The sequence below is a fragment of the Arthrobacter sp. efr-133-R2A-120 genome, assembly GCF_030209835.1.
Taxonomy (GTDB): Bacteria; Actinomycetota; Actinomycetes; order Actinomycetales; family Micrococcaceae; genus Arthrobacter.
Window position 1 is genome coordinate 12,484 of sequence record NZ_JARVRF010000028.1, and the last position, 25,538, is coordinate 38,021.

The following is a 25,538-nucleotide window of genomic DNA, read 5'->3' on the forward strand; positions in this document are numbered from 1 at the left end:
ATTTCCAAGGAGAGGACGCCACCGTGCGCAAGGTTTTTCAGGAGGAGCTCATCCAGGTCGGTGAGGACCTCATCGAGATCTCAAAACTGGTCACAGAGGCGATCCAGAACGCGACCACCGCATTCGAAGGTGCCGACGTTGATCTTGCCCAGGATGTCATTGCTGCCGATGCCCGCATCGATTTCCTGCAGAACGGACTCGACGAACGGGCCATCGACATCCTGGCCCTCCAGGGCCCCGTGGCAAGCGATCTCCGGATGATTGTCGGCTCCCTGCGGATGAGCGCATCCCTGGAGCGCATGGGTGACCTCGCCCGGCACGTGGCCCAACTGGCCCGTTTGCGCTACCCGGCCACGGTCATCCCGGAGCAGCTGACAGCAACGTTCAAGGACATGGCCCGCCTCGACCTCGAAATCATCCAGAAGGTCACCCTGCTCTTGGAGTCGCGTGACTTGGAAGTCGCCCGGGACATCCTCAAGCTCAACATCCGGGTGGACGATCTGCACTTGAGCGTCTTCAGGGCAATCGCAGATCCCGCCTGGGCCGAGACTGCGGCCACCACGGTGGATGTGGCGCTTGCCAGCCGATACTTCGAGCGTTTCGCGGACCACGGCGTCTCCGTTGCCCGCAAAGTGACCTACCTGGTCACCGGTGAATGGCAGCCAGAAGGCTTCTAGCCGGGCTTAATAAACAACGACGGCGGCCGGCCCACCTTGCGAGGTGGGCCGGCCGCCGTCGTTCTCTCAGAGACTTATTTCTTGCCTTGTGCTGCTACAGCCTTGATGGACTCTGCTGCAGCTTCGGGATCGAGGTAGGTTCCGCCGGGGTTGATCGGCTGGAAGTTCTCGTCCAGGTCGTAGACCAGCGGGATGCCTGTGGGGATGTTCAGGCCGGTTATGTCTTCGTCGCTGATGCCGTCGAGGTGCTTGACGAGGGCGCGCAGGGAGTTGCCGTGGGCCGTGACCAGGACCGTCTTGCCTGCTTTGAGGTCTTCCTTGATGTCGGACTCCCAGTACGGCAGGAGACGCACGAGGACGTCCTTGAGGCACTCGGTGCGAGGCAGGGCGTCGCCGAGGCCTGCGTAGCGCACGTCGTTCACCTGGGAGAACTCGCTGTCATCGGAAAGGGCAGGCGGCGGGGTGTCGTAGCTGCGGCGCCATTCCATGAACTGCGCTTCACCGAACTCGGCGAGCGTCTGGGCCTTGTCCTTGCCCTGCAAGGCTCCGTAGTGGCGCTCGTTGAGGCGCCAGTCACGCTTGACCGGGATCCAGCCGCGGTCAGCCTTGTCCAGGGAGATGTTCGCGGTGTTGATGGCCCGCTTGAGGAGGGACGTGTACAGGATGTCCGGGAGAACGTTGTTCTCGACCAGTAGCTCTCCACCGCGCGCTGCTTCCTCGCGGCCTTGGTCGTTCAGGTCGACGTCCACCCAGCCGGTGAACAGGTTCTTGGCGTTCCAGTCGCTGTGGCCGTGGCGCAGCAGAATCAGCTTGTAAGTCATGGTTTTCATCCTAAGCGATCAGGCCCTGCCGCTGCCGGGCGTTACGCCCCCCGCAACGCGGGGTCACTTAGCGCCGGTGTTTGCGCCTCGGATGGGCCGTAAGTGACCCCGCGTTGGAGGATAAAGTTGGACGGTGGTGCAAAAAGCGGAGCGGGTGCAGGGAAGACGCGGCAAACCCGTCGGCAACATCACCAGGGGCACCACCAATCCCAACCGCATGCGCCGCCTGGATCGCTGGTTGGCGGGCCCGCAGGGATGGCGGCTGCGCTCCGCCGTCGACCCCTTGGTAGTGGACCTCGGCTACGGCGCTTCCCCGGCCACCGCCGTCGAACTCTTCGAAAGGCTGCAGGCCGTCCGTCCGGACGTCCGCGTGTGCGGGATCGAGATCGAACCCGAGCGCGTCCGGATCGCGAAATCCTTGGAGAGGCCCGGGCTCAGCTTCCATGTGGGCGGTTTCGAGGTTCCTGTTCCAGGCAATCCCGTGTTGGTGCGGGCCTTCAACGTGCTGCGGCAATACGAGGAATCGGATGTGGCCGGGATCTGGGCGCTCGTGCAGTCGCGGTTGGCACCGCAAGGATTGTTCATCGACGGCACGTGCGACGAAATCGGCCGAAGGGTGACGTGGGTTGCGTTGGATCCGAACGGACCGTTGAGCCTGAGCTTGTCCATGCGGTTCGGCAGTTTCGAACTGCCCTCCGACGTGGCCGAACGCCTCCCGAAGGCACTCATCCACCGCAACATCCCCGGAGAACGCATTCATGCTTTCCTGAATGCTCTGGACCAGGCCTGGTTGGAGGCCGCGCCGCTTGCGTCCTTTGGCAGGAGGCAGCGGTGGACCGCCATGTGCCAATCAATGCGCGACGCCGGTTGGCCGCTTCAGGACGGAACGTCGCGCTGGCGCTTGGGTGAACTTACTGTCGACTGGTCAGCGGTGGCTCCGGCCTAGCTAACCTGGGCCCACGCCGGCAGGGTTCCCTGAGCGAGCTTGCGAGCTTAGGGGGAGCCGGTGGGGCTCACCAAGGACCGTACGGCCCCTGGTTGCGGCCACTGTTGCCGATTTCCTTCACCGCGGGACGGACGTCCGCCAAGTAGACGCACGCCGCGGTCACGGCGGCGATGCCAAAGATGCCAAAGCCCCCGCCGCCACCGAGGACGGAAAGGCCGCCGATCACCGCGGCGACGCCGGTCAGGGCCAGCCAGAAGGTCTTGGTGCGCTTGGATGCGGCTTCAAAGGACGAGGGTTTGTGGCGCAGGCAATCGACCAGCGCCCACAGCTCCAATGCGAAGGCAACCAGTCCCAGAATGAACCAAATCCCATTCTGGATGTATGAAATCAAAATTTTTCCGTCCACGTCCTCAAGCCTAGCGGTCAAGCGACTTGAGTGCTTGCTCTAAATCGGCCCAGAGGTCTTCGACGTTCTCGATGCCTACGCTCATCCTGACCAGGTTGTCTGGCACGCTGAGCGGCTCGGCGGTGTGCCGGCGTCGGCGTTCGATGAGGGATTCGACCCCACCCAGCGACGTCGCGGGGATCCACAACTGCAGTGCACGAACGAGTTGATCCGCTGCTTCGGCACCGCTGCGGGTTCCGTCCCCGGCCAGTTGGATGCACAGGATCGAACCGAAGCCCTTCATCTGGGACTTGGCCCGTTCGTGGCCGGGGTCGTTGGGCAGTCCCGGGAAACGTACGGATTCGACACGCGGGTGGGTGCTCAGCCGCTCGGCCAACGTTGCGGCAGAAGCTTGCGAGCGCTCGATCCGGAGTGCCAGCGTGCGCAGTCCGCGGAGCGCGAGCCAGGCCTCGAAAGGACCCGCGATGCCGCCGTGGATGATGCGGTGGTGGAGGAGTTCCGCGCGCAGTTCCGGATTGGATGTCACCAAGGCGCCGAGTACGACGTCGGAGTGGCCGGCCAGGTATTTGGTCACCGAATGGAGCACGACGTCGGAGCCCAGGCTGAGGGGCTGCTGGACGAGCGGCGTGGAGAAGGTGTTGTCCGTGACCACGATGGCGCCGGCCTCACGGGCAGCGGTGGTCAGGGCCCGGACGTCGGCAATGCCGAGCATCGGGTTGGTGGGGCTTTCAATCCACAGCATGTTGGCGGGCTTTCCCTCCGCGGGGGCGAGCTGTGCCTTGACGGCGTCGGTGTCCGCGATGTCGACGGTCCGCAATTCAAGGATGCCCTTGGCCGCGAGTTCGGTGGCCATGACGAGCGATCCTGCGTAGCTGTGCGTCGGCATGACGAGGACTCCCCCGGCCGGCACGAGCGACAACGCGGAACTCACTGCGGCCAGGCCCGAGGCATAAAGCAGGCCGGGGAGCTCGGCGCCCTCCAGTTGGGCCAGCGCTTCTTCGAACGGATTCCACGTGGGGTTCGCATAGCGCCCGTAGCCGCGGTCGCCGTCGCTCAGTGCTCCTGTGCCGAAATACGTGGAGGACAGAACGATCGGCGGGTTGACGGGCTGGTCATGGCTTCGTTCGGGACGGCCTGCCGCCACCACCACAGTGTCAGGGGACAGATCTGCGGCATGTTCTCGGGAAAGACTCATTGCTCCAGCCTACGGCGCAGGGAGCGGGCGCTGGAAAGCTGTTACGGCTGAACCTCATACCCCTGAACTGCTGCAGGCGGCAGGGTGCGTCCCTCGCGCGCGGACATGCGCCGTCGTCGGGCACGGTCAGTGTTCCTCTGTACGCTTAGATCCGTGACTACGCAGCGCCTCAAGCAGGACCAGAGCCCCATGCCGGACCAGCGCCCAGGACTCTTCATCGCCTTCGAGGGCGGGGACGGGGCCGGCAAGTCCACGCAGGCCGCCCGCTTGGCTGAGGCGCTCGAGTTGCTCGGCTTTTCCGTGCTGCGCACCCGAGAGCCCGGGGGCACCCCGATCGGCGAAAAGCTGCGCTCCCTCGTGCTGGACCACGGCCACGGCACTATCGATCCCCGGACCGAGGCCCTCATGTTCGCCGCATCCCGGGCCGCCCACGCAAGCCAAGTCATCCGCCCGGCCCTGGCACAGGGTTCAGTGGTGATCACGGACCGCTATATAGATTCCTCCGTCGCCTACCAGGGTGCTGGCAGGGACCTCGGGACCGTGGATGTCAGGCGGCTCAACGAATGGGCCACCGAAGGCCTCGAGCCGGACCTGACGGTACTTCTCGACGTCCACCCCGGCGATGGCCGGGACCGCAGAACTGCCGGAGACGTTGCCGAGGACCGGCTCGAGTCGGAACCGGACGATTTCCACGCCCGGATCCGTGCGGCGTTCCTGGAGCTGGCCGAGGCCCGCCCGGAGACGTACCTCGTGCTGCCCGCCCAGGACGCCATCGAGGACCTCGCAGCCCAGATCCTCGGGCGCGTGCGGGACTTGCTCGGGAGCCGGACATGAGTGTCTGGGACGAGCTCCAGGGCCAGGCGCCCGTCGTCGCGCAATTGCGTGCGGCGGCCCAAGGCGAAGGCCTCACGCACGCATGGTTGTTCACGGGACCGCCGGGTTCAGGCCGTTCGAACGCGGCCAAGGCGTTCGCGGCGGCGTTGAACTGTGAGCAGGACGACGTCGCCCTTCGAGGCTGCGGCGAATGTGCCTCGTGCCGGACCATCCTCGGCGAGACCCACTCCGACGTGACCTTTGTCCGCACGGAGAAGGTCACCATCACCATCGAAGAAGCCCGCCAGCTGGTGTCCAAGGCCGGCGACCGGCCGGCGTCGGGCCGTTGGCGCATCATTGTGGTGGAGGACGCGGACCGGATGGCCGAGCGCACCACCAACGTACTCCTCAAGGCCATCGAGGAACCCACGCCCCGGACGATATGGATGCTGTGCGCGCCGTCGCCCGCGGATGTGCTGGTCACCATCCGCTCGCGTTGCCGCCCGGTGTGCCTCCGGATTCCGCCAGCTGCCGACGTCGCCGCCCTGTTGGTAAGGCGCGACGGCGTCGACCCCGCCATTGCGGACCGGGCCGCCCGCGCTGCCCAAAGCCACATCGGCATTGCGCGTCGGCTGGCCCGCGATCCGGAGGCCAGGGAGCGCCGGATGGAGACTGTCCGCTTCCCACTGGGCCTGCGCGGCGTCACCGCTGCCGTGATGATGGCCGAAAAGCTGGTCAAGATCGCGACCGATGAGGCCAACAGCTCCAACGACGAACGCGACGCCGCCGAGAAGGTTGCCCTGCTCGCGAGCCTGGGCGCTCCGGAGTCGGGCACATTGCCGCCGTCGATGCGAAGCCAGGTGAAGCAGCTTGAGGACGACCAGAAACGGCGGGCCAAACGCTCCATCACAGATTCCCTCGACCGCACGCTGACCGATCTGCTCTCCTTCTACCGGGACGTTCTGGTCATCCAGTTGGGGAACGCCGTGGAGTTGGTCAACGTTGAACTCGGGAGTGAATTGGAGGCCTACGCGGCAGGCTCCACGCCTGAGATCACCTTGGCGCGCATGGATGCCATCAACAAGGCGCGCGTACGGATCACCACTACCAACGTGGCACCGCTGTTGGCGGTCGAGTCCATGGCGAGCAGCCTGATTCAGCAATAGCCGGATAGTTTAGAAGTACAGCACGCTTCCCCAGCCTGAGGAGAAACGCATGACCCCCGCACGACGCCGGCCCGCCGGGTCCAGATCCAGGACACGGTTCCCATCACTGCGGCGGGCGGCAGCGGCAGTCGCTGCCACGGTCTCCGCCAGCCTGCTGCTGAGCGGTTGCGTGTTCTCCGTACCGGTGCCCAGCGACGGCGCCAGCAATGGGACCAGCAGCGGCAGCGTCAGCACCCCGGACGCGTCCATCGCCGCCGCGGCTCCGGCAGGACTGGAGAGTTTCTACTCCCAAAAAGTGGACTGGACATCCTGCGAGCAGGGATTACAGTGCGCCAACATCAAAGTACCGGTGGACTATGCCAAACCCGATGGTGACAGCATCTCCATCGCGGCCATTCGGCTCCAGAGCCAGGGCACAAAGAAAGGCTCGCTGCTGGTAAATCCCGGTGGCCCCGGCGCTTCGGGCTATGACTTCGTCAGGGATGCCGGGAAGACGCACTTCACCAGCAAGCTGAGGTCCAGTTTCGACCTGGTTGGCTTCGATCCCCGCGGCGTCAAGCGATCGGCGCCGGTGACGTGCCTCAGCGATGCCGAGCGGGACGCTTCCCGCGAGAAGGTCTACAACTACGAAACTGACCAGGGCATCGCCGCGGCGTTGGCCGACACCAAGGCCATCAATGCCAAGTGCGTGGAAAAATCCGGCCCCGCCCTGGCACATATCGACACCGCCAGCTCCGCCAAGGACATGGATATCCTCCGCGCAGTGCTGAATGACGCAAAGCTCAACTACCTGGGTTTCTCCTACGGAACCTCCCTCGGCGCCACCTATGCGTCCCTGTTCCCGAACAACGTCGGCAAGCTCGTTTTGGACGGCGCAGTGGATCCGGCCCTCAACAACGAGGACCTCACTGCGGGGCAGGCAGAGGCATTCGAAAAGGAGCTCCGCACCTATGTGGCCGATTGCCAGGCAAAGTCCGGGTGCCCCATGACCGGCAGCGTCGATAGCGGCGTGCAGCAGATTCAGGACCTCATTGCCGACGTCGAGCAGAATCCCAAGCGCGCCAAGGACGGCCGACTGGTCACCGGGGCGACGTTTGTCAGCGGTATTTTCACCCCGCTCTACGACAACGAATCGTGGCCTGTCCTGACCCAGGCCCTGGTGGCCGCGTTCAAGGGCGACGTGTCGCTCATGCTTCGGATTGCCGACTTCGGCGCAGACCGGGACCCGAACGGCACCTATACTTCGAACACCCAGTTCGCGTTCAACGCCATCAACTGCCTTGACTACCCCATGGTCACGGACACGGCCGGGATGCGTTCCGAAGAAGCCCGGTTGAAGCAGCTCTCCCCCACCTTCGGCTACTACTTCGCCTACGGCGGCATCAACTGCAAGGACTGGCCCTACAAGCCGGTGCACACTCCGGCCCCCGTCAAGTACACGGGCGCGGCGCCGGTCGTGGTTGTTGGCACCACCGGGGACCCCGCGACGCCAGTCGCCTGGGCTGGTTCATTGCGGAAACAACTCGGCAACGCTTCCCTTGTGACGTGGAGGGGCGAAGGCCACACCGCCTACGGCCGCTCCAACCAATGCGTGTCCGACGCCGTCGACAACTACTTCGTGGACGGAAGGGTGCCCTCAGACGGGACTATGTGTTGAGCTTGGCGGTTCCGTTGTGGGCGGTTCGCCCGCAACGGTTGTCATTTGTTGAGGCGTAGCCCGGAATGGTGGGCCGGATGGCGGCCTGCACTTTTGCGCGGGCCCCAGCAGCGTAGGTGGCGGAATGACGGCTCCCGCGTGGCAGACGTCGGGCCAAAAATGGTAGATCGTTGAGGGGCCGGCGTCAGAGGCGTGCGGCGCGGGGCTCTAGGAGCGCGGGAACGTCCTTGACTGAGGGCACGACGGCGGTGGCACCGGCCGCGCGCAAAGCCGCCTCGGAGTGGAATCCAGTGAGAACGCCCACCACAGCGGAGGCGCCGGAGCGAAGGCCGGACAACATGTCCGAGCTCGTGTCCCCCACCACGACGACCTCGCGGACATCATCCAGGTCGAGGGCCAACACGGCCGTGAGAATCATGTCCGGGTAAGGGCGCCCGCGGCCGGCGTCGGCGGGGCACAGGCTGAGATCGGCCTTCCCCATCCAGCCCAAGGACTCAAGCACCATGTTCTGGGTGTGCCGGCCGAAGCCCGTGGCCAGGCAAACTTTCACGCCGGAGTCCCGCATCCAGTCGATGGTCTCCTCGGCGCCTGGAATAGCCCGGACGCCGCCGTCGGCAATCAGATCGTCGTAGGCCCGTTCAAAGGCCTTATTGGCGCTCTCGGCGCGTTGGGCTTCTTCAAAAAGGTGGCTGAAAACCGTCATCTTCGAAAAGCCCATGGTGTCCCGGGCGTAGCCGAGCATGCTTTCGAATCGGGGCGAACCAGGCTCGACGCCGGTCTCCTGCAGGGCGAAGGACATCGCACGCTCGGTACGGCCATCGTCGGTAATCGTGGTGCCCACCATGTCCAAGACAGCAAGCCGGAGCCGCTGCGCACGATGTGCCCCGGCGTCGTCCGCGTTGATGCTCTTGCTGCTGTCCATGCTCATGGCGCCCCTTCGCTGGTTGATGACCGAAATCGTCCGGCCACGTTAGTCCGCCCAGCTTGCCCCCGGTCCGCGACGACGGCCTGAACCCGGCGCGACGAGCGGGTGAATTCCGCAACAACGGGGCCACGGGAGCTCCACCCGGGCCGTTTTGACCCGGACGAGGTGACTCTATTACAGTTGTATCTTGCGTGATTCAGCCGGTACCCGGACGATAACGCGGTGCTTCCTTAGCTCAGTCGGTAGAGCGTTTCACTCGTAATGAAAAGGTCATCAGTTCGATTCTGATAGGAAGCTCGAAAAGCCCCGCCATCCATAGGAATGAGCGGGGCTTCCTTTTTTGGTTCACGGCTGCTTTCACGACCCGGGCACGAGTGCCTTGGCTCGCAACGGTAGGCTGCCCGGCGCGCCGGGCGCTGCGAAGTTCAGGCAACAGGATAGAAAAGATGGGCGGGAGCTACCGGCTTCCGCTCGTCTTTCCTCGTTCTGTGGGACAGACTTCCGAGCTCCCGAACACCTGAGGGTCATGAACTTCCGCAATCGCCTCGCCCTGCCCACCGCATTCCTTTTTGCCGCATTGACCCTCGCCGGATGTCAGCAGGGAACCCACCCCGCCGAAGCGATGACCAAGGCCGCGTCACCGGCAGTTCCTCAGGCCGTTGCAGCCGTTCCCGGTGGTGCGGCGGCTGCAGCCGTGAAGTCCATCCACTCCCCCGGCGTCGTCGCTACCGACGAGCAGCTTGCCGCAGGACAGTGCTCCGCCAAAGTGGTCGACGCCGCCAGCGGCGCGTACCTGCCGGACCCGGCCTGCACTCCGGGGGCCGCAGATCCAGCGGTTACCCAGGAGAACATCGACTCGACGATTTGCATGAGCGGCTATACGGCCACGGTGCGCCCGCCCGCTTCGAATACCGACAAGGTGAAGGCCGAGAGCCTGCGCGAATACGGCCAGACCGCTGTGAAGACCACGGAATACGACCATCTCATCAGTCTTGAGCTCGGCGGCACTAACTCCGTGTCGAATCTGTGGCCTGAGCCGAACAAGGCGAGCGCCACGGGCACCACGAACCCGAAAGACGCGGTGGAGAACACCCTGCACAAGGCCGTCTGCACTCACAGGGTCACCCTGTCAGCTGCCCAGAATGCGATCGCCCACAACTGGGTCACCGCGCTCAAAGACCTCGGCTTGTAGCGGCGCAAACCGCTGGCTCCGACGATCAGGGTCAGCAGCTGGGGTATAGTCACCCCCTGCTCTGCATGCGTCGATTTACTTGCCCCCGACCGGGTTCCGGTCGCGAGGGCTCTGAGGCGCGCGCCTAGGTCCTGGCGCCGGATTTGAGTCGGGGGTGGAACCCGCCGCTCAAATCCGATCATAAGGACCCGCAATGCCCGCTTATCTCAGTCCCTCCGAACTCAACAACGCTTTGACCATCCGGGATCTCTCAAATCCGGACGGCGGGCCTCATGCAATGCAGACACTCTTGCAAGGAGCAATCGACGCGTTCGGCGGCAAATGGGGTGTGCCGGAACGGATCGTTCGGCACAGCCCGCTGGTGAGCGTGGCGGACAACTACGACCGCCTGGGATTCAACAAATCGGATGTCACTCGGGATCAAAGATACTCCCGCTACGTCAGTCCGACGGTGATGCTCCGCAGCCATACCTCGGCTTCCATCCCCTCTCTGCTGCGGGCACTGGATCCAGACGAATCCATCGACGAACTCTGGGCCATCCCCGGTCTTGTCTACCGGCGCGATTCCATCGATCGCACCCACGTCGGTACTCCACACCAGGTCGACTTGTGGCGCGTCAGCTCCCGGGAAGCCCTCGACTCCGGTGACTTGCAGGAAATGATCGCCTCCCTCGTGCAAGCGGTCATTCCGGGGGCGCAGTGGCGAGCAGTTCCGGCAGTTCACCCCTACACCAGGAAGGGCTTGCAGCTCGATGTATTCATGGACGGGGAATGGCTCGAACTCGCGGAGTGCGGACTCATGGCCCCACATCTGTTCTCCGAGGCTGGCCTGGATCCCGCAAAGTGGTCGGGACTGGCTCTGGGGATGGGCTTGGACCGGGCCCTGATGCTCCGCAAAGGCATCCCGGACATCAGATTGCTCAGGTCGACCGACAAGAGAATCGAACAGCAGATGCTTGACCTGTCCCAATGGAAACCGGTCTCGCAGATGCCCTCAATCTGCAGAGACATTTCTATCGTCATTCCCGCGGATTTGGATGCCGAATTGCTCGGAGACCGGGTGCGGACAGCCTTGGGCAAGCAAGCCGAAGACCTGGAAAGCGTCGAACTCCTGGCTCTGACTTCCTATGAAGAGCTTCCCGCGTCAGCGCGGGCGCGGCTCCGCATTCGCAACGGACAGGCCAACGCCCTGATACGTCTGGTGCTTCGTCCCCTCACCCGAACCATGACAGATCCACAGGCCAACCACATCCGCGACGATGTTTACCTTGCCCTGCACGAGGGGCCGGTCAAGGAGCTCATCGCCGGATAGAGCATACGCGGCCTCGGTCGACGACGATCACCCATCTCTGGAATCCCACATGCCCGATGATGCCCAGACAATTAGTGGCGAGGACATGGCCATCGGCGCAAGATGGCAATCGGGTCCGGGACCCGCTGACAAGGAAGCCTCATCGGCGATGTTGCCTGGATGTTGGACGAGCCGGACAATACCGGCAGGAGGTTAGATGCCATGTCTGACACGCTCGACGACGACCGGCGGGCCGCGGACTTCGTCCTCGTCCCGGATGTTGTGGGGGAACGCTTCCTCAAAGCCCGGGAGATCGCAGGGGCCGCTGGCCTGACCTTGGCGAATCCGGACCCGGATGGGCCGCCGATCAGTGAGATAGCGTGGCGACGAAACACAACCGTTCAGGCCCAGTCTCCTGATCCAGGGAGCCTGCTGTACCGGTACGATTCCCTCCAGGTTTGGTTGCGATCGGATCTGGAGCCGGACATGGCCCGCAAGCCCGACAGCCCGCCACCCTCGGTCGACTCGGCTCATGCAGTTCCGGAAGTCGCGCCTCGATTAGTCGAACTCGCCGGCGAGCAACCGACCGGCGAAGCCGCCGAGTAACAGGCTCCTCCTGTCCCGCTCCCCTACAAGGTGGGCTGGCACTTTCCTTGACCAAGGAGGGAGAGCCCGGTGAGGTCACCGGCGCCGAACGACACCACGCCTGGGGTCTCGGAGGGATTCATGATCTGGCTCGGGTCATTGACATGGTCCAGGCCAACCAGGTGACCGAGCTCGTGTTCGATCACGGCCCTCACCTGGTCAGTGCCTATTTCCGCGGACATCCGTTGAAGCGCAGGCCCGTTCAGTTCCACCTGCCCGCTGACGTAGGTGAAGCCGGTATTCCCGAAGCTGACAGCTTCGCTGCCTCCCAGACCCGTGACAGTCTCCCCTTGCGCAGGATTCGTGAATTTCGATTGTTCGGCGTGGGTCTCCCAGGCGATGAGCACAGGGGCCCAACGGTCCCCGTAACGATCCTTCTGATATGACCGATGGCCCGCGGATGGCACCTCTGTGGTGTCGCCGTCGTTGACGAAGGTCAATCCAGTTGCATGGGAGATCTCAGTGATTGCTTCCTGGATGAGCTCAGGGCCGACGGCGGGTGAGTTGTCGGGGCGGGTGACGTAATGGATCGCCCGGCACGGATCATAGGTGACCGGGCTGCCGTCCTCACGCTTCTGTAGGAAGGCGTACGACTTGCTGGTCACGGTCAGGGGTGCGGGCCACCCGAGCGGGCCCGGATTTTCCCCGACACCCGCTGGTGGATGATCCTTTGCCTGGAGTGCCGCCCCGCCGGCTGCAGGGCCAGCTGGTGTCAACGGTCCGATCGCACCCGGATTGGCAGCGCCGGTTAGTCCACCAAGCCCGTCCAGTCCGGGCACAAATGGGCCCACGAAATAGAGCCCGGCCAGAAGCACAACAATCCCGGTGACGATCGAAACAGCTCTGGCAACCCGCCGCAGTTTTTTAGGTCGCGGGGTAGGATCAGCTGCTTCACGCCAGGCAGTCGGGGTCGGCGTATGCTCTCCCAGCATTTCTTCGAGCTTCCACACCGGAATACGTTCCGGCACTTTCCGTGGCCCAGATGCCGAGCCGCCGGTGACCTCCCCGTAGATGCCTTCGTTGTCCCTCGAATCCCCCATTGTCAGAGTTTATTCCCAGCCACGAACAGACATCCCACGTTCCGGACTACATCAATGAACCCTCAGCGCTCCCCTCTGGGCAACGCGGGGTCACTTACGGCCCATTTGGTGCCGCTGAATGGGCCGTAAGTGACCCCGCGTTGCGAGATCCCGCCCGATACACGCAAGAAGGCCCCGCACCTGTTTTGGTGCGAGGTCTTCCCGTTGAGAAATTCCGCGAGTTGTGAAACTGCAGCAGTTAAGAAACTATGCGAAGTCCGAGACTGCCGGGTCCGGTCCGATGCGGCCTTCGGCGCCTCGGTCCAGGCCGTTGATGGCTTCGATGTCGGCCTCCTCCAAGGTGACGCCAAGCGCTGCGAAGTTCTCCTGGATCCGGGACTCGGTCACGGACTTCGGGATCACGACGTTGCCGATCGCCAGATGCCAGGCGATAACCACCTGCGCCGGGGTGGCACCGTGCTTGGCAGCAATCTGGGCGATAGTGGCGTTCTCAAGCAGCTCGCCGCCCTGGCCCAGTGGCGACCAGGCCTGCGTCAAAATGCCCCGTGCCGTAGCGAACTCACGGAGTTCGGCCTGGTTGAAGAACGGGTGCAGTTCGATCTGGTGGATGGCCGGAACAACGCCGGTCTCCTCGATCAGGCGCTGCAGGCCTTCCTTGCTGAAGTTGGAGACGCCGATGGACTTGATGCGTCCACGCTTCTGGAGCTCAATGAGCGCCTTCCAGGTATCCACGAACTTGTCTTGCTTGGGCTGCATCCAGTGGATCAGGTACAGGTCAAGGGTTTCCAGGCCGAGGCGGTTCATGGACTCTTCGAAAGCCGCGAGCGTGGACTCGTAGCCTTGGTCCGCGTTCCACAGCTTGGTGGTGATGAAGATTTCCTCGGGCTTGAGGCCGGAAGATGCGATGGCGCGTCCGACGCCCGCCTCGTTGCCGTAGATCTTGGCGGTATCGATGTGGCGGTAGCCGGCGTCGAAGGCCTGACGCACCACCTTTTCGGCTACATCGTCCTCTACCTGCCATACCCCGTAGCCGAGCTGGGGAATGGAGTTGCCGTCGTTAAAAGTAAGGTTCGGTGACGAAGTCATGGTTTCCATCCTGCCAGCGCGCACACGCAGTGGCTACGGATTCCGGCGCCTCTAAGCTAGGCGCTTAATAGTTGTTATGTGGGAATAGACGCGTCTGCACCTAACTCCCCCGAACGCTTACGCGCCAGCTTTCGTGCTCAGTAGCCGTTCGGCTTCTTCTACATGCTCGTAAACGGCTTCGGCGCGTCGTCGCACCGAAACCGCTCCCACAGGAACGGGCCCGACGGCGAGACGCAACATCGCGGCCGCCTCCGCGGTCGTGGCAAGAGAGTTTCCCGCTTTGGACAGCGCACGATGGACACCCGCGAGCGATCCGGGAATATCCAGCCCATCACTGGGCGAACGGAGCTGCGCCTCCACGCAGACCGCACGAACCCTGGACGACAAGCCCGCCAGCTCGTTGGCAATGACTACGAGTTCACCGTAGAGCTGCTCGTCTTCGACGCCTTCCAGCACTTGGTGATACCGATCAAGGCCGCGGTGAAAACGGTCGTGGGCACGCCGCCACAATCCTTTGCCAAGTTCAGCGTCATCCTTCCGCCCTTGCCGGACGGCCCCAAAGAATCCCAACCCGGTGCTCAGAGGTACTGGCCCGGGTGGCGGTCCGGATCTTCAACTCGGGCAGGTTTGCCGGGTTCGGCTTCCTTGCCGGGAAGGTGGGCACGCTGAGGCTCACCGTTCTCGCCAATAACGACTCCCGGGGCGATCATGGTTCCGGGCGGGAGCTGGCGAAGCTGCAACTGGGCAACAGCGTGCTCCCGGGCTGCTTGCTGGGCTGCAATGGCGGTCTGGATTCCATGGAACAAGCCCTCGAGCCAACCGACAAGCTGCGCCTGCGCGATCCGGAGCTCAGCGTCGGAGGGGGTTGCGTTTTCAGGGAACGGGAGGCTGATGCGTTCCAGCTCTTCCACGAGTTCCGGGGCGAGGCCCTCTTCCAACTCTTTGATGGAGCGTTCGTGGATTTCGGCAAGGCGTCCGCGCGCTGCCTCGTCCAAGGGAGCGCTCTTCACTTCTTCGAGGAGCTGGCGGATCATGGTGCCGATCCGCATGACCTTGGCGGGTTCGTCGACGAGGTCCTGCAGGGTGGTGCCCTTCTTGGCGCCAGGCTTCCCATTGGCCTTGGGACCCGCTTCCGATGTGCTCTGTGCCGTGCCAGCGTCCAAGGTTGTGCCCTCCACCGGGATGTCGTCAAAACTCTCGCCACTGGGTTGAGTGTCGTCCTGATCGCTCATGCGTTCATACTCTCATGGGCCGCAACTCAGCCCAGTGCCTTGACGAGTATTTCGCCTTCGTCCTTAGCGAAACCACATTTTTCATAGAAGCCCGTGGCATAGAGGTTGGCGGGGACCCAGACCTCTTCCATTCCGTGTTCCCGCATCCATTCCTCCATGACAGCCAAGAGGGACCGGCCGACACCGCGGCGGCGCCACTCGATATGAGTTCCCATTTCCATGAGGAGCAGCTCGGCCCAAGGTCCGGCATTGCGACGGCGCTGAATGCAGCAGTGGAGGAATCCCACGATCCCGCCCCCGAGCTCAGCCAGCCAAAACAGAACGGTCGGGTCGCCCAAAAAGGAGCGGGCGGCGTCGTACGTCAATGCGCCCGACGGGGCGACTGAAGGATCCTCGTCGAACAAGTTATCCGTCTCCGCCAGGCGGATCAGCGCGTCGGCGTCGTCCGGGCCAATCAGCCGGATCCGAACGTCGGCATTCGTCAAGGTTTCGATGTCAGCACCTCCCCTGCGGAGCAGTCTATGCGGTGGTTGTCCCGTTACCACGGACGGTTCCGATCATGCCGTTGCTGGAGCCATTGGCCTGCTGCACCAGCCTGGCTTCGCAGAGATCAAGCCAACGGGCCTCCGCCTCGGCATGGAAGATCAGGGAGTCCAGGACGAGCAGCCTGGCCGTGTCCGTCACTCGTTGGTTGGCGGCCACGTCCTTGCGGTCCTGGGTATAGTCCTGCAGTTCGCGCAGGGAAATCTCACGTTGGGCCTGGATGAGCGCGGGGACGTCGGTGCCCGCCGTCGTGACGGCCAGCGCCAGCTTGATGGCCAATTCGTTCCTCGGCGGCGCTCCACGATCCACTGCGGTTGAGAACCATCGGCGGATCTCTTCAGCCCCGGCGTCGGTGATGCTGAAAAGCACGTGGCCGCGGCCGCCGTCGCCCTCTTTGCGGACCAAAGCGTCGCGCTCCAGCCGGTTCAGGGTGGTGTACACCTGCCCGATGTTCAGCGGCCAGACGGCTCCTGTGCGTTCCTCGAACGCCGCCCGCAATTGGTAGCCGTAGCGTGGCTGCTCCTGAAGCAATGCCAGGATGCTGTACCGGATGGACATCGCTCTCCTTCGTACTGCCGGTTTGGCGGGCGCCGCTAGAGCAGTAGCAGGACTTTGCCCATGTGTTCGCCGGAATCGAAGTACTCGTGGGCTTCGCGGACCTGCTCCAAGGGGAACGACTTGGCCACGAACGGCTTGATTCGGCCGTCGGCCAGCATCGGCCAAACCGACTCGCGGACTGCGTTCATGATGACGCCCTTCTCGGCGACCGGACGCGGACGCAGCGCTGTGCCGATGATCGCCGCGCGTTTGCTGACCAACTGACCGAGGTTGAGTTCGCCCTTCACGCCGCCTTGCAGTCCGATGACCACCAGCCGGCCGTAGTCCGCGAGTGCTTCCACGTTTTGCTGCAGGTATTTGGCACCCACGACGTCGAGAATCACGTCCGCGCCTTTGCCGCCGTTTTGTGCCTTGAGGCTTTCGGCGAAATCTTCTTCCGTGTAATTGATGGCGATGTCGGCTCCGAGGAAGGCTTTCGCGGTTCCGACCTTTTCGGCCGTTCCTGCCGTCGTCGCGACCGTGGCACCGTACGCTTTGGCGAGTTGGATAGCCATGGTGCCGATGCCGCCAGTGGCGCCATGGATCAATACCGTCTCACCCGCGTGCAGCTGTGCAGTCATGATGAGGTTCGAGTACACCGTGGCGGCTACCTCAGGCAATGACGCCGCGGTGACCAGGTCCACGCCGTCGGGCAATCGCAAAACCTGCTCCGCCGGGACGGCAACCTGTTGCGCGTAGCCGCCACCCGAAAGCAGGGCAACTACCTTGTCGCCCACGGAAAACGGCTTGCTCACCTCGGGTCCGAACGCCGCAATCCTGCCGGAGACCTCAAGGCCCGGAATTTCGGATGCACCCGGTGGTGGCGGGTAGAACCCGCGGCGCTGCTGAACATCCGCCCTGTTGAGACCGGCGGCGACGACGTCGATGAGAACCTCGCCGGGTCCGGGAACCGGAGCGGGGACGTCACGGATTTCCAGAACCGCGGGCCCGCCCGGTTCGGAGATGTAGACGGCTTTCATAGAGTGCTCCCGATCCCTCGCTCAGTGCAGTTGGCCTTTTCAGACACCTTAACCGCGTTAATCGCGGCGGCAGGTTTTTGGCGCAGCCAACTCCCTATGAAACACTACTAGGCAGGGAAGGTTGTCCGAGCGGCCTAAGGAGCTGGTCTTGAAAACCAGTGTGCGGTAACCCCGCACCAAGGGTTCAAATCCCTTACCTTCCGCGTGGCGCGTCTTGAGGCGCGAACTGGCAGCAGATGCCCACAGAATCGCTTCTTGTGGGCATCTGCTGCTTTTTCGACGACGCTAGCCTGTTCAGTAGCTGCGGTCGCCGAATCGGCGCTGCACGTCGAGTAGGAACTTGAGCCCGCCGTCAGACGGGGCAGCGACGCCGGGGCGCCCCGGCTACGGCCTAGACGGCTACTTCGACGTATCCGTCCACGAGGCGGGTGGCGTAGCTTGCGAGCCGCAGTTCGGGGTTAGTGAAGCATTCGCCCGTTTCAAGGTCGTAGACCTCTTTGTGAAGCGGCGAGGCGATGGTGGGACGGCTGCCCCGGGAACCGACGATTCCCCGCGCCATGACGTTGGAGAGAGTTGCCGGGTCCTGTTGGGACACCGCCAAGACCTCGTCCGGCGTGGTGCGGAACAGCGCTACTTGCTTGCCTCCGACCAAGGCAGCTTCGCCCCAGGCCGGTTCGAGCTCGTCGATGGCGCAGACTCGGTGCCAACCGGACGCGGTCGGTGCACTCAGCTGTTCTTGGTTTTCCCGATCCAGAATTACGGTCATTTCAGCCCCTATCGCTTAGCCTGCCGGTCCGGCGGATCCAATTCCGCCATCCGGCACGGGCCGTTTGCGGCCACAACTTCACGGTAGGCCCGCCATGTTTCGCCGGAATGCAATCAATGTGTCCTGCTCGTAAAGGAGACCTCACATCGCCGCAATCCTCACCGTGATGCCGAAGTTAAGCCCCTGAAACAAAGGGGAAACTGACGCGAAACTGCGTGTCTTTAGTCTGAAGTGACAAGTCGCGGATGACGGTTCTGCGGCACATGCGAAAGGCCGCCAGTGACCGGACATACTTCCCCTTCAGAGAACCCGCGCCGCATTGTTGTCGCGGGCGGAGGCCCTGCGGCCCACCGTTTTGCCGATGCCATGCATACCCGCGGTCTCGAGGGCTGGCACGTCACGGTCCTGACCGAGGAAGCGCATCTTCCCTATGACCGGGTCACCCTGAGCAAGGCGCTCATCGAGGTGGACTACGACCTCACCCTCGGGCATGCGTCGATGTGGGAGCACGATGCGCTGGAGCTGCGCACGGGCGAGCGGGTCGTCAAGATCAATCCCGAAGCCAAGTCCGTGGAAACCGCGGCCGGCAACAGCTACGAATACGATGCCCTCGTAGTCGCAACGGGTTCGAATGCCGCCCGCCTGCCCATCCCGGGCGCCGAGCACACACATGTCTACCGCACGCTCGAAGACGTGTGGGCCATCAATAAGGCGATCACCGAACTTACCGAGAAACTGGGGCGCAAGATCAACGCCGTCACTATCGGCGGCGGGCTCCTCGGCCTCGAATCAGCCGCCGGGACTGAGCGGCTGGGTGCCACCCCGATCGTCATCGACGGCGCGCCATGGCTGATGGCCACCCAGCTCGACGAAGGCGCTGGCCAGGCAATGGGCCGCCTCATCAAGGACAAGGGCTTCGAAATCCACGGCGGGGTGTTCCCCTCGGAAGTATTGTCCGACGACGACGGACAGGTCACCGGTGTCCTCATGGCTGACGGCCGCATCATCGACGCCGACATCGTGATCGTCGCGATCGGGGTCAGGCCGCGCGATGAGCTCTTTCGCGCAGCGGAGGGCGAGGAACAGGTCTTCACGCTTGGCCAGCGCGGTGGCGTTGTCATTTCCGACGGTTGCGAGACCGAGATCCCCGGCATCTTCGCGATCGGTGAGGTGGCGAACTTCGGCGGGATGTGCCTGGGGCTCGTCGCTCCGGCGAACACGATGGCCGAGATCGTCGCCGACCGCCTGCACGGCGGGCAAGCGACCTTCCCCGGCTTCGACACCGCCACCAAGCTCAAGCTCTCCGGCGTGGACGTGGCCAGCTTCGGCGACGCGTTCGCCAAGACCGAGCATTCCCTGGAGATCGTCTACGCGGATCCGGCCCGGGGCGTCTACCAGAAGATCGTCACCACCGACGACGCCAAGACCCTGCTCGGCGGGATCTTCGTCGGCGACGCCACACCGTACATGAGCCTGCGCCCCCTGCTCGGCCGCGAACTGCCCGCCGAACCCGGCGCCTACCTCACCGCTGCCGGTGGCGGTGACGCCCCCGAGACCGAACTGCCCGACGACGCGATCCTGTGCTCCTGCAACAACGTGGCCGCCGGGTCTATCCGGGACGCCGTCAACGCGTGCGGGACGTGCGAAGGCAAGGAGCCGGTCCAGGACGTTCCAGGCCTCAAGGCCTGCACCCGGGCCGGAACGCAGTGCGGCTCCTGCGTGCCGATGCTCAAGAAGCTCCTCGAAGGGGAACTGAAGAAGTCCGGCATCGAGGTCTCCAAGGCCCTGTGCGAGCATTTCGACCTCTCCCGCCAGGAGCTTTTCGACGCGATCCGTGTGCTGGAACTGACCTCCTTCGAGGACATCCTGGCCAAATACGGCACCGGCGCGGGCTGCGACATCTGCAAACCCACCATCGCCTCGATCCTCGCGTCGCAGCATTCCGCGTACGTGCTCGACGCCGGCCGCGGCACCCTGCAGGACACCAACGACCGCGCCCTGGCCAATATGCAAAAGGACGGCACCTACTCCGTGGTCCCCCGCATCCCAGGCGGGGAGATTAGGCCCGACAAGCTAGTGGTCATCGGAACGATCGCCAAGAAGTACGGTCTCTATACGAAGATCACCGGCGGGCAGCGCATCGACATGTTCGGCGCCCGCCTCGAACAACTCCCGGACATCTGGGGCGAGCTCATTGACGCAGGCATGGAGTCCGGTCAGGCGTACGGCAAGAGCCTGCGCACCGTGAAATCCTGCGTGGGATCCACCTGGTGCCGCTTCGGTGTGCTCGACTCTGTTTCCATGGCCATCAACTTGGAACTGCGCTACCGCGGACTGCGCAGCCCGCACAAACTCAAAATGGGCGTGTCCGGCTGCGCCCGCGAATGCGCAGAAGCCCGTGGCAAGGACGTCGGCGTGATCGCAACTTCGGAAGGTTGGAACCTGTACGTCGGCGGCAACGGCGGCGCGAACCCCGCCCACGCCCAGCTCCTCGCCGGCGGCTTGGACGACGAGACCCTGGTGAAGTACATCGACCGCTACTTCATGTACTACATCCGTACCGCCGACCGCCTCCAGCGCACCGCCCACTGGCAGACGGAACTCGACGGCGGCCTTGAGCACGTGCGCCAGGTGGTAGTCGAGGACTCGCTCGGCATCGCCGACGAGCTCGAGGCCGCTATGGCCAAGCACGTCGAGTCCTACGAGGACGAGTGGGCCGCGACCCTGAAGGATCCGGAACGGCTCCGCCGCTTCCGTTCCTTCGTCAACGCCCCCGAGCAGGAGGACGAGGCCATCGTCTTCGTCCCCGAACGCGGCCAGATCCGTCCGGCCACCAACGAAGAAAAGAGTGCCGTCTTGATTTCTTCCGCCAGCATCCCGGTCCGCGGGAAGGAATAAGACGCACCTCGACGGCGGGCTACGGCGACGGCGAGTGGTCGCCGCGGGCTCCGACCACGCCGCCCCGTAGCTCGCCGTCGGCGTTTTCCAGAAGGGCGCTCAGGCGCTTGACCTGCTCAGCCAGCCGGCGAATCTCCTGCTTCATGGGCTCCTCGGCGACCGTTGCGGCCGCCGCAGCTCCGGAGGAGACCTGTTCAACAAGCCACGAGGCAACCGAAGCCGTCACGACGCCCAAGACAGCGATTCCACAGACCATCAAGCCTCCGGCAACGCAGCGGCCCACGACCGTCACCGGGTAGTGGTCCCCGTAGCCAACAGTGGTGATGGTGACCATCGCCCACCAGATGGCATCGCCAAAGTTGGTGATTTTGGCGCCCGCGGCGTTCTCCTCCGCATCAAGCACGGCGAGCGCACCACAGTACGTCAGGAGGGCCGCGGACCCGAGAACAAAAGTGAGGATGCGGCCCCGCATGGCGTTCCCGGCGGTGCGATGAAGCAGCTTCAGCAGTGTTACGAGCCGCAACAACCTCAAGGGCCTGAGGACCGGGAGGGCCAGTATCAGCAATTCGTGCAGGTTCCGCACGAACCACTGGGCGCGACGCCGCGCCAAGACGAGACACATCGCGTAGTCCACGGCTACCCTAATAGCCGTGTTCACCTGCTGGCACACGGCTGCCTCCCAGCAAACGTTCATCTCCCAGTAACCGGCGCTGGCTAGGATCGAGCCCATGATTAATATGATCCAGGCCATCGTTATGGGCCTGCTGCAGGGAATCACCGAGCTCTTCCCGATTTCCAGCCTCGGCCACAGCGTCATCCTTCCCAAACTCTTCGGTTGGGGCCTGGACCAGAAGGCACCGGAATTCCTGAACTTCCTCATTGCCACCCACTTGGCTACAGCAATTGTGCTCTTCTTCTTCTTCCTCCGGGACTGGGTTGAAATCGCCAAAGGTCTTGGCCGTTCCATCCGGGACAGGAAGATCGCTCCGTCAGACACGTATGCGAAGCTCGGCTGGCTCCTTGTGGTTGGAACCGTGCCTGCCGGAATTATCGGCTTGGTCTTGGAAAAGCCCATTCGGAATCTCTTCGGTTCCCCGCTGATCGCAGCCGCCTTCCTGGTGGTCAACGGTCTCGTGCTTTTCGGGGCCGAACGCCTGCGGACAAGGGACAGCCGCCGCGCCGCGGAGCACCCGGCCACTGCAACGGCTTCCGACGCCGAAATCGCAACCCTGCCGTGGAAGCGCGCCTTGGCAATCGGAACCGCCCAGGCAGCAGCCCTCATCCCGGGTATCTCCCGTTCCGGCTCGTCTATGGCCGGCGGTCTGCTGTCCGGGCTGAACAACGAGAACGCCGCGCGCTTCAGCTTCCTGCTTGCTACGCCGATCATCGGCGCCGCAGCCCTGCTCAAGCTGCCCGACCTTTTCACCCCGGCCATGGCCGACGAGCGCGGCGTGTTCCTGGTGGGGGCGCTGTGCGCCGGTGTCGCCGCGTGGTTCGCCACCAAGTTCCTGCTTCGCTTCTTTGAGACCCGGACCCTGACGCCGTTCGCAATCTACTCGGTGGTCGGCGGAGCGATCTACTTCATCCTGATGCTCGTCATGGGCTAGTTCCGGTGAAAGCATCGAGCGAAGGCATTGAAACTGTCAGAGGCCCCGCATAGGGTTTGTCTGTCTCCACCACCCACTCATGAAACCGTGGAACAACCGCGGTAACGACACAGGAGCAAACATGCCCACGCCTGACATCACCCCCGGTTCACCGTGCTGGATCGACCTGATGACCTCGGACCCGGAGAAGGCAAAGTCCTTCTACAACACGCTCTTCGGCTGGACCTACGAGACCGGGGACCAGGAAAAGTACGGCGGCTACATCACGGCCTCGAAGGACGGCAAAATGGTTGCCGGGATCATGCAGAAGCAGGAAGACATGGGCCAGATGCCCGATGTCTGGTCCACCTACCTGCGCACTGACGACATCAAAGCCACCACCGAAGCGGCCCTCGCCAACGGCGGCCAGGTCTACATGGAACCCATGGAAGTGCCGGACCAGGGAACCATGGCGATGTACGCGGATTCGTCCGGAGCGGCCATCGGTGCCTGGCAGTTCGGCGAGATGAAGGGATATCAGCTGGCTGCCGAAACAGGCGCACCCGCCTGGCACGAGCTCTTCGCCAAGGAGTACGACTCCGCCGTTTCCTTCTACCAGAAGGTCTTCGGTTGGGAAACCACCGTCGTGGGCGATACCCCGGAGTTCCGTTACACCACGCTCGGGGCGGGCGATGACTCCAAGGCAGGCATCATGGATGCCTCCGGTTTCCTCCCGGCCGAGGTGCCGTCCTACTGGGGCGTCTACTTCGCGGTGGACAAGGTCGATGCCACGATCGAGCAGGCCGTCTCCTTGGGCGCTACCGTGATCCAGGCGGCTGAAGACACCCCCTACGGGCGGATGGCCACCCTGACCGACCCCACGGGTGCGATCTTCAAGCTCATCGAAAACCAGGCTGCCTAGGGCCCACCAGCTAGGCGCAGCCCACCACCCACCAGAGAGCATGCTCTCCCCCGGCCCCGGCGAGTGGAGATATCAGGTTTATGTCCACTCGTCGGTACGGGCGGAGAGCATGCTCATTTTTATTGGTGGAACATGCTCATTTTTGGAGGGGAAGGCCGAGCATGTCCCTGGCGATTTCATCGGCGTCGCGGAGGGTCCGTTGCCCACTCCGATAGCCGCGACCATCGGAAGGCCGGGCTTCGGCGGCAATGGCCGTCCCCCACTGGGTCGAAGAAAGCTGCAGGCCAAGGGCGTACATTCCCGGAGTCACGGAACCGTTGGCGCCCACCAAACGGTAGGGATGCGGCTGGACGTCCAAGCCGGAGGTCTGCACCGGCGTTCCCTCGGCAGTCATCATTACCTTGGGCCGCACCAAGCCGTCGGCGAGCAACTGCCGCAGGAGCGGAGAAACACTCACGCCCACCCGGTTCGCCGGGGACATGGCCTCAATCAGCGTCCTGGCTTCCGCGGCGTCGTCGTGCACCCATGCGGACACCGCGCGGAAGGCGCGCTGGGAACGGTCAACACTGAATCGCGGATCCGGGCCCACGAAACTTACGACGCCGGCACGCGCCAAAGCGGCCAACTGTTCGGCGCGCAGGGCCGGAGGACCGCTCGCGAGTCCCTCAACGAAGGATTCGAACCAGCCCCGGAGCTCACCGACCCACGACTCGTCCGTGATGCCGCCGTCGGCCACGGCGCTCTTCAGGATGGCCCGTCCGGTATGCAAGGCACCGATCGCCATCTTCACTGGATCTGCTTCTCCGAGCGCGGAGCGGCGGGCGTCGTCGTCCAGATAGTCCACGACGGCGGCGTCGAGTTCCTTCCTGGACGCGAAGGAATGTCCGGCCAAAGGCGCGGCGAGTCCCAGCAGGTCAAGGCGGCGCGACGCTGCGACATGGGTGGAGACCAACTCCCCGACCTGGTTTTCCCATCGCCCGGTGGCATGCGCGTGGGGCTGCAAAAAGTCTTCGAGGGCGGCCAGGAATTCCGTCGCATCAGACACGGCCACTGGTTCGGCTACGACCAGAGTTGAATAGTATGCCCACAACGCATCCCGATGCAGGAGGGGCCAAAGATCGTGGTCGAAGCCAGGTTGGATGCCCGCCGCGGCGAAGCGTTCCACCGCGCTCTCCGTCAGATAGCGCAATCGCACGGACTTGGGATAGTAGCCGTCCAAACCGGCCTTGGCCCGGTAAGGAGTGCCACGCCTGGATGCCGCGATGATCTTCGGTTCCCGGCCCGAAGGCACGTACTTGAGCTTTCCCTGGAGACCGTCTTCGGCCGGCACGAACTGTCCCCCGCGGCCTTCCGTCAGTTGGCCCATGACGTCGAAGAAATTCAGGCCCATGCCCCGGACCAGGACCGTCTCCCCGTCCGGGACCAGTGCCCAGTCCACGTCGGCAGGTGCGGCTGGCGGCACGTAGAGGAGCCCGAGCTCCCCCGCCACCTCCCTGAAAGAACGCTGCTCCGGGTTGAGCCGGGACTCAAGGTGGCCCAGCGCGAGGACAAGGGAATCCACGGTGAGCCGAGCGCCGTCGTCGAGTTCGACGTCGAACCCTCCGCCCGCGGGCTGACCAGGCGAACCGTCCGGATCGCCCTCCGCCGGACCGCCAGCCAGGGGATGCACCGCCACGGCGTTTTTCCGATGGAAGGCGATCTCCACGCCAGCCGGGACACGGTCCAGCAGTTCCTCCAAAGTGGATCGCAGGTACCGTCCGTAAAGGGCACGGCTGGGAAAGTCGTCCGAGGCGAGGGCGGCAAGTTCGGCCCGTTCCTCAGCACTCAAGCCATGGCCGCCGACGGACCGCTGCTCAGCCCGCCACTGCTCAAAGGAGCCGCCGCCCAGGGGCGGCGCGAGTCGCTCGTCCTCGGGGATCAGTGTGGGGTAGAACGACTGCGTGTTCATGAGGTACAGCCGGGACTGCTCGGGCTGCCAGACGTGCCCGGGACCGGCAGGATAGGGGTCCACGACGTCGATATGCAGCGAACGCCCTTGTGATTCCGTCGCGGCCCAATTGGCGAGCAAACGCTCCAGCACACTGGTGCCGCGGGGACCTGCCCCGATCAGCCCAACCCGAATGTTCTGCGATTTACCCACGCCCAAGCCTAACT

General features: G+C 64.0%; 25 protein-coding genes and 2 tRNA genes. 13 read left to right on the top strand and 14 right to left on the bottom strand.

Going from position 1 to position 25,538, the window contains the following annotated elements:
* Window positions 1-23 precede the first annotated feature (23 nt).
* Window positions 24-677: a phosphate signaling complex protein PhoU gene (phoU, locus tag QRN52_RS13930; protein WP_284753411.1), complete on the top strand. Its 654-nt coding sequence runs from the start codon at window positions 24-26 to the stop codon at window positions 675-677.
* A gap of 74 nt (window positions 678-751) precedes the next feature.
* Here phoU and QRN52_RS13935 read toward each other — a convergent pair whose 3' ends face one another.
* Window positions 752-1,498, bottom strand: a complete 747-nt coding sequence (locus QRN52_RS13935; RefSeq protein WP_236815209.1) for a phosphoglyceromutase — start codon at window positions 1,496-1,498, stop codon at window positions 752-754.
* Window positions 1,499-1,631: 133 nt separating this feature from the next.
* Between QRN52_RS13935 and QRN52_RS13940 the strand changes: the two genes are divergently transcribed.
* Window positions 1,632-2,444 (top strand): class I SAM-dependent methyltransferase, encoded by an 813-nt coding sequence (locus QRN52_RS13940; RefSeq protein WP_390281113.1) that lies wholly within the window; start codon window positions 1,632-1,634, stop codon window positions 2,442-2,444.
* 67 nt (window positions 2,445-2,511) lie between these two features.
* On the opposite strand, the gene QRN52_RS13945 is transcribed toward QRN52_RS13940, so the two are convergent.
* Both QRN52_RS13945 and QRN52_RS13950 read right to left on the bottom strand, forming a co-directional pair.
* Window positions 2,512-2,850, bottom strand: a complete 339-nt coding sequence (locus QRN52_RS13945) for a DUF2516 family protein (protein ID WP_284753414.1) — start codon at window positions 2,848-2,850, stop codon at window positions 2,512-2,514.
* A 10-nt stretch (window positions 2,851-2,860) separates the two neighbouring features.
* Window positions 2,861-4,045 carry a trans-sulfuration enzyme family protein gene (locus QRN52_RS13950; RefSeq protein WP_284753415.1) on the bottom strand — a complete coding sequence of 395 codons (1,185 nt, stop codon included), beginning with the start codon at window positions 4,043-4,045 and terminating at the stop codon, window positions 2,861-2,863.
* Between the two features lie 189 nt (window positions 4,046-4,234).
* On the opposite strand from QRN52_RS13950, the gene tmk reads away from it, so the two are divergent.
* The 3 genes from tmk to QRN52_RS13965 are packed head-to-tail and all read left to right on the top strand — an operon-like array spanning window position 4,235 to window position 7,681.
* Window positions 4,235-4,879, top strand: coding sequence for a dTMP kinase (gene tmk / locus QRN52_RS13955; protein WP_284753534.1), 645 nt, complete (start codon window positions 4,235-4,237; stop codon window positions 4,877-4,879).
* The gene (locus tag QRN52_RS13960; RefSeq protein WP_284753416.1) at window positions 4,876-6,024 is read left to right on the top strand and encodes a DNA polymerase III subunit delta'; all 1,149 of its coding nucleotides are present in this window, start codon (window positions 4,876-4,878) and stop codon (window positions 6,022-6,024) included. Before tmk ends, QRN52_RS13960 begins: the two co-directional genes overlap by 4 nt.
* A gap of 49 nt (window positions 6,025-6,073) precedes the next feature.
* On the top strand, window positions 6,074-7,681 hold the full coding sequence (locus QRN52_RS13965) for an alpha/beta hydrolase (protein WP_284753417.1): 1,608 nt from the start codon (window positions 6,074-6,076) through the stop codon (window positions 7,679-7,681).
* A 184-nt stretch (window positions 7,682-7,865) separates the two neighbouring features.
* Here the strand turns inward: QRN52_RS13965 and QRN52_RS13970 are convergent, their stop codons facing one another.
* A complete protein-coding gene (locus QRN52_RS13970) occupies window positions 7,866-8,603 on the bottom strand; it encodes an HAD family hydrolase (RefSeq protein WP_502869710.1) in 738 nt (245 codons plus the stop codon).
* A 227-nt stretch (window positions 8,604-8,830) separates the two neighbouring features.
* Here QRN52_RS13970 and QRN52_RS13975 point away from each other — a divergent pair.
* From QRN52_RS13975 to QRN52_RS13990, 4 genes are all read left to right on the top strand, one after another.
* Window positions 8,831-8,903, top strand: a tRNA-Thr gene (locus QRN52_RS13975).
* A 229-nt stretch (window positions 8,904-9,132) separates the two neighbouring features.
* Window positions 9,133-9,798 carry a hypothetical protein gene (locus tag QRN52_RS13980; RefSeq protein WP_284753419.1) on the top strand — a complete coding sequence of 222 codons (666 nt, stop codon included), beginning with the start codon at window positions 9,133-9,135 and terminating at the stop codon, window positions 9,796-9,798.
* A 193-nt stretch (window positions 9,799-9,991) separates the two neighbouring features.
* Window positions 9,992-11,110, top strand: coding sequence for a PheS-related mystery ligase SrmL (gene srmL / locus QRN52_RS13985; RefSeq protein ID WP_284753420.1), 1,119 nt, complete (start codon window positions 9,992-9,994; stop codon window positions 11,108-11,110).
* Between the two features lie 201 nt (window positions 11,111-11,311).
* Window positions 11,312-11,695, top strand: coding sequence for a PASTA domain-containing protein (locus tag QRN52_RS13990; protein WP_284753421.1), 384 nt, complete (start codon window positions 11,312-11,314; stop codon window positions 11,693-11,695).
* Between the two features lie 23 nt (window positions 11,696-11,718).
* Here QRN52_RS13990 and QRN52_RS13995 read toward each other — a convergent pair whose 3' ends face one another.
* The 7 genes from QRN52_RS13995 to QRN52_RS14025 all read right to left on the bottom strand — a co-directional run bounded on the left by QRN52_RS13995 (window position 11,719) and on the right by QRN52_RS14025 (window position 17,212).
* Window positions 11,719-12,774: a matrixin family metalloprotease gene (locus QRN52_RS13995; protein ID WP_284753422.1), complete on the bottom strand. Its 1,056-nt coding sequence runs from the start codon at window positions 12,772-12,774 to the stop codon at window positions 11,719-11,721.
* Between the two features lie 246 nt (window positions 12,775-13,020).
* Window positions 13,021-13,860, bottom strand: a complete 840-nt coding sequence (locus tag QRN52_RS14000) for an aldo/keto reductase (protein WP_284753424.1) — start codon at window positions 13,858-13,860, stop codon at window positions 13,021-13,023.
* A gap of 117 nt (window positions 13,861-13,977) precedes the next feature.
* Entirely contained in the window at window positions 13,978-14,430 is a 453-nt protein-coding gene (locus tag QRN52_RS14005) for a hypothetical protein (protein ID WP_284753425.1), read from the bottom strand.
* A gap of 8 nt (window positions 14,431-14,438) precedes the next feature.
* Window positions 14,439-15,092: a bacterial proteasome activator family protein gene (locus QRN52_RS14010; protein WP_284753427.1), complete on the bottom strand. Its 654-nt coding sequence runs from the start codon at window positions 15,090-15,092 to the stop codon at window positions 14,439-14,441.
* Between the two features lie 26 nt (window positions 15,093-15,118).
* On the bottom strand, window positions 15,119-15,577 hold the full coding sequence (locus tag QRN52_RS14015) for a GNAT family N-acetyltransferase (RefSeq protein WP_284753428.1): 459 nt from the start codon (window positions 15,575-15,577) through the stop codon (window positions 15,119-15,121).
* A 34-nt stretch (window positions 15,578-15,611) separates the two neighbouring features.
* Window positions 15,612-16,193, bottom strand: a complete 582-nt coding sequence (locus tag QRN52_RS14020; protein WP_284753430.1) for a PadR family transcriptional regulator — start codon at window positions 16,191-16,193, stop codon at window positions 15,612-15,614.
* Between the two features lie 35 nt (window positions 16,194-16,228).
* On the bottom strand, window positions 16,229-17,212 hold the full coding sequence (locus tag QRN52_RS14025; protein ID WP_284753431.1) for an NAD(P)H-quinone oxidoreductase: 984 nt from the start codon (window positions 17,210-17,212) through the stop codon (window positions 16,229-16,231).
* Window positions 17,213-17,327: 115 nt separating this feature from the next.
* On the opposite strand from QRN52_RS14025, the gene QRN52_RS14030 reads away from it, so the two are divergent.
* A tRNA-Ser gene (locus tag QRN52_RS14030) sits at window positions 17,328-17,415 on the top strand.
* A 188-nt stretch (window positions 17,416-17,603) separates the two neighbouring features.
* Here the strand turns inward: QRN52_RS14030 and nirD are convergent.
* A complete protein-coding gene (gene nirD, locus QRN52_RS14035; RefSeq protein ID WP_284753433.1) occupies window positions 17,604-17,978 on the bottom strand; it encodes a nitrite reductase small subunit NirD in 375 nt (124 codons plus the stop codon).
* Window positions 17,979-18,257: 279 nt separating this feature from the next.
* Here nirD and nirB point away from each other — a divergent pair, with 279 nt between their 5' ends.
* Window positions 18,258-20,876, top strand: coding sequence for a nitrite reductase large subunit NirB (gene nirB, locus QRN52_RS14040; protein WP_284753435.1), 2,619 nt, complete (start codon window positions 18,258-18,260; stop codon window positions 20,874-20,876).
* 19 nt (window positions 20,877-20,895) lie between these two features.
* Here the strand turns inward: nirB and QRN52_RS14045 are convergent, their stop codons facing one another.
* Window positions 20,896-21,606, bottom strand: coding sequence for a potassium channel family protein (locus QRN52_RS14045; RefSeq protein WP_350225152.1), 711 nt, complete (start codon window positions 21,604-21,606; stop codon window positions 20,896-20,898).
* Here QRN52_RS14045 and QRN52_RS14050 point away from each other — a divergent pair.
* Both QRN52_RS14050 and QRN52_RS14055 read left to right on the top strand, forming a co-directional pair.
* Window positions 21,605-22,483: an undecaprenyl-diphosphate phosphatase gene (locus QRN52_RS14050; protein WP_284753437.1), complete on the top strand. Its 879-nt coding sequence runs from the start codon at window positions 21,605-21,607 to the stop codon at window positions 22,481-22,483. The two genes, QRN52_RS14045 and QRN52_RS14050, sit on opposite strands and share 2 nt — an antisense overlap.
* 121 nt (window positions 22,484-22,604) lie before the next feature.
* Window positions 22,605-23,384 (top strand): VOC family protein, encoded by a 780-nt coding sequence (locus QRN52_RS14055; protein ID WP_284753438.1) that lies wholly within the window; start codon window positions 22,605-22,607, stop codon window positions 23,382-23,384.
* Window positions 23,385-23,520: 136 nt separating this feature from the next.
* On the opposite strand, the gene QRN52_RS14060 is transcribed toward QRN52_RS14055, so the two are convergent.
* A complete protein-coding gene (locus tag QRN52_RS14060) occupies window positions 23,521-25,524 on the bottom strand; it encodes an FAD/NAD(P)-binding protein (RefSeq protein WP_284753439.1) in 2,004 nt (667 codons plus the stop codon).
* Window positions 25,525-25,538: the final 14 nt, after the last annotated feature.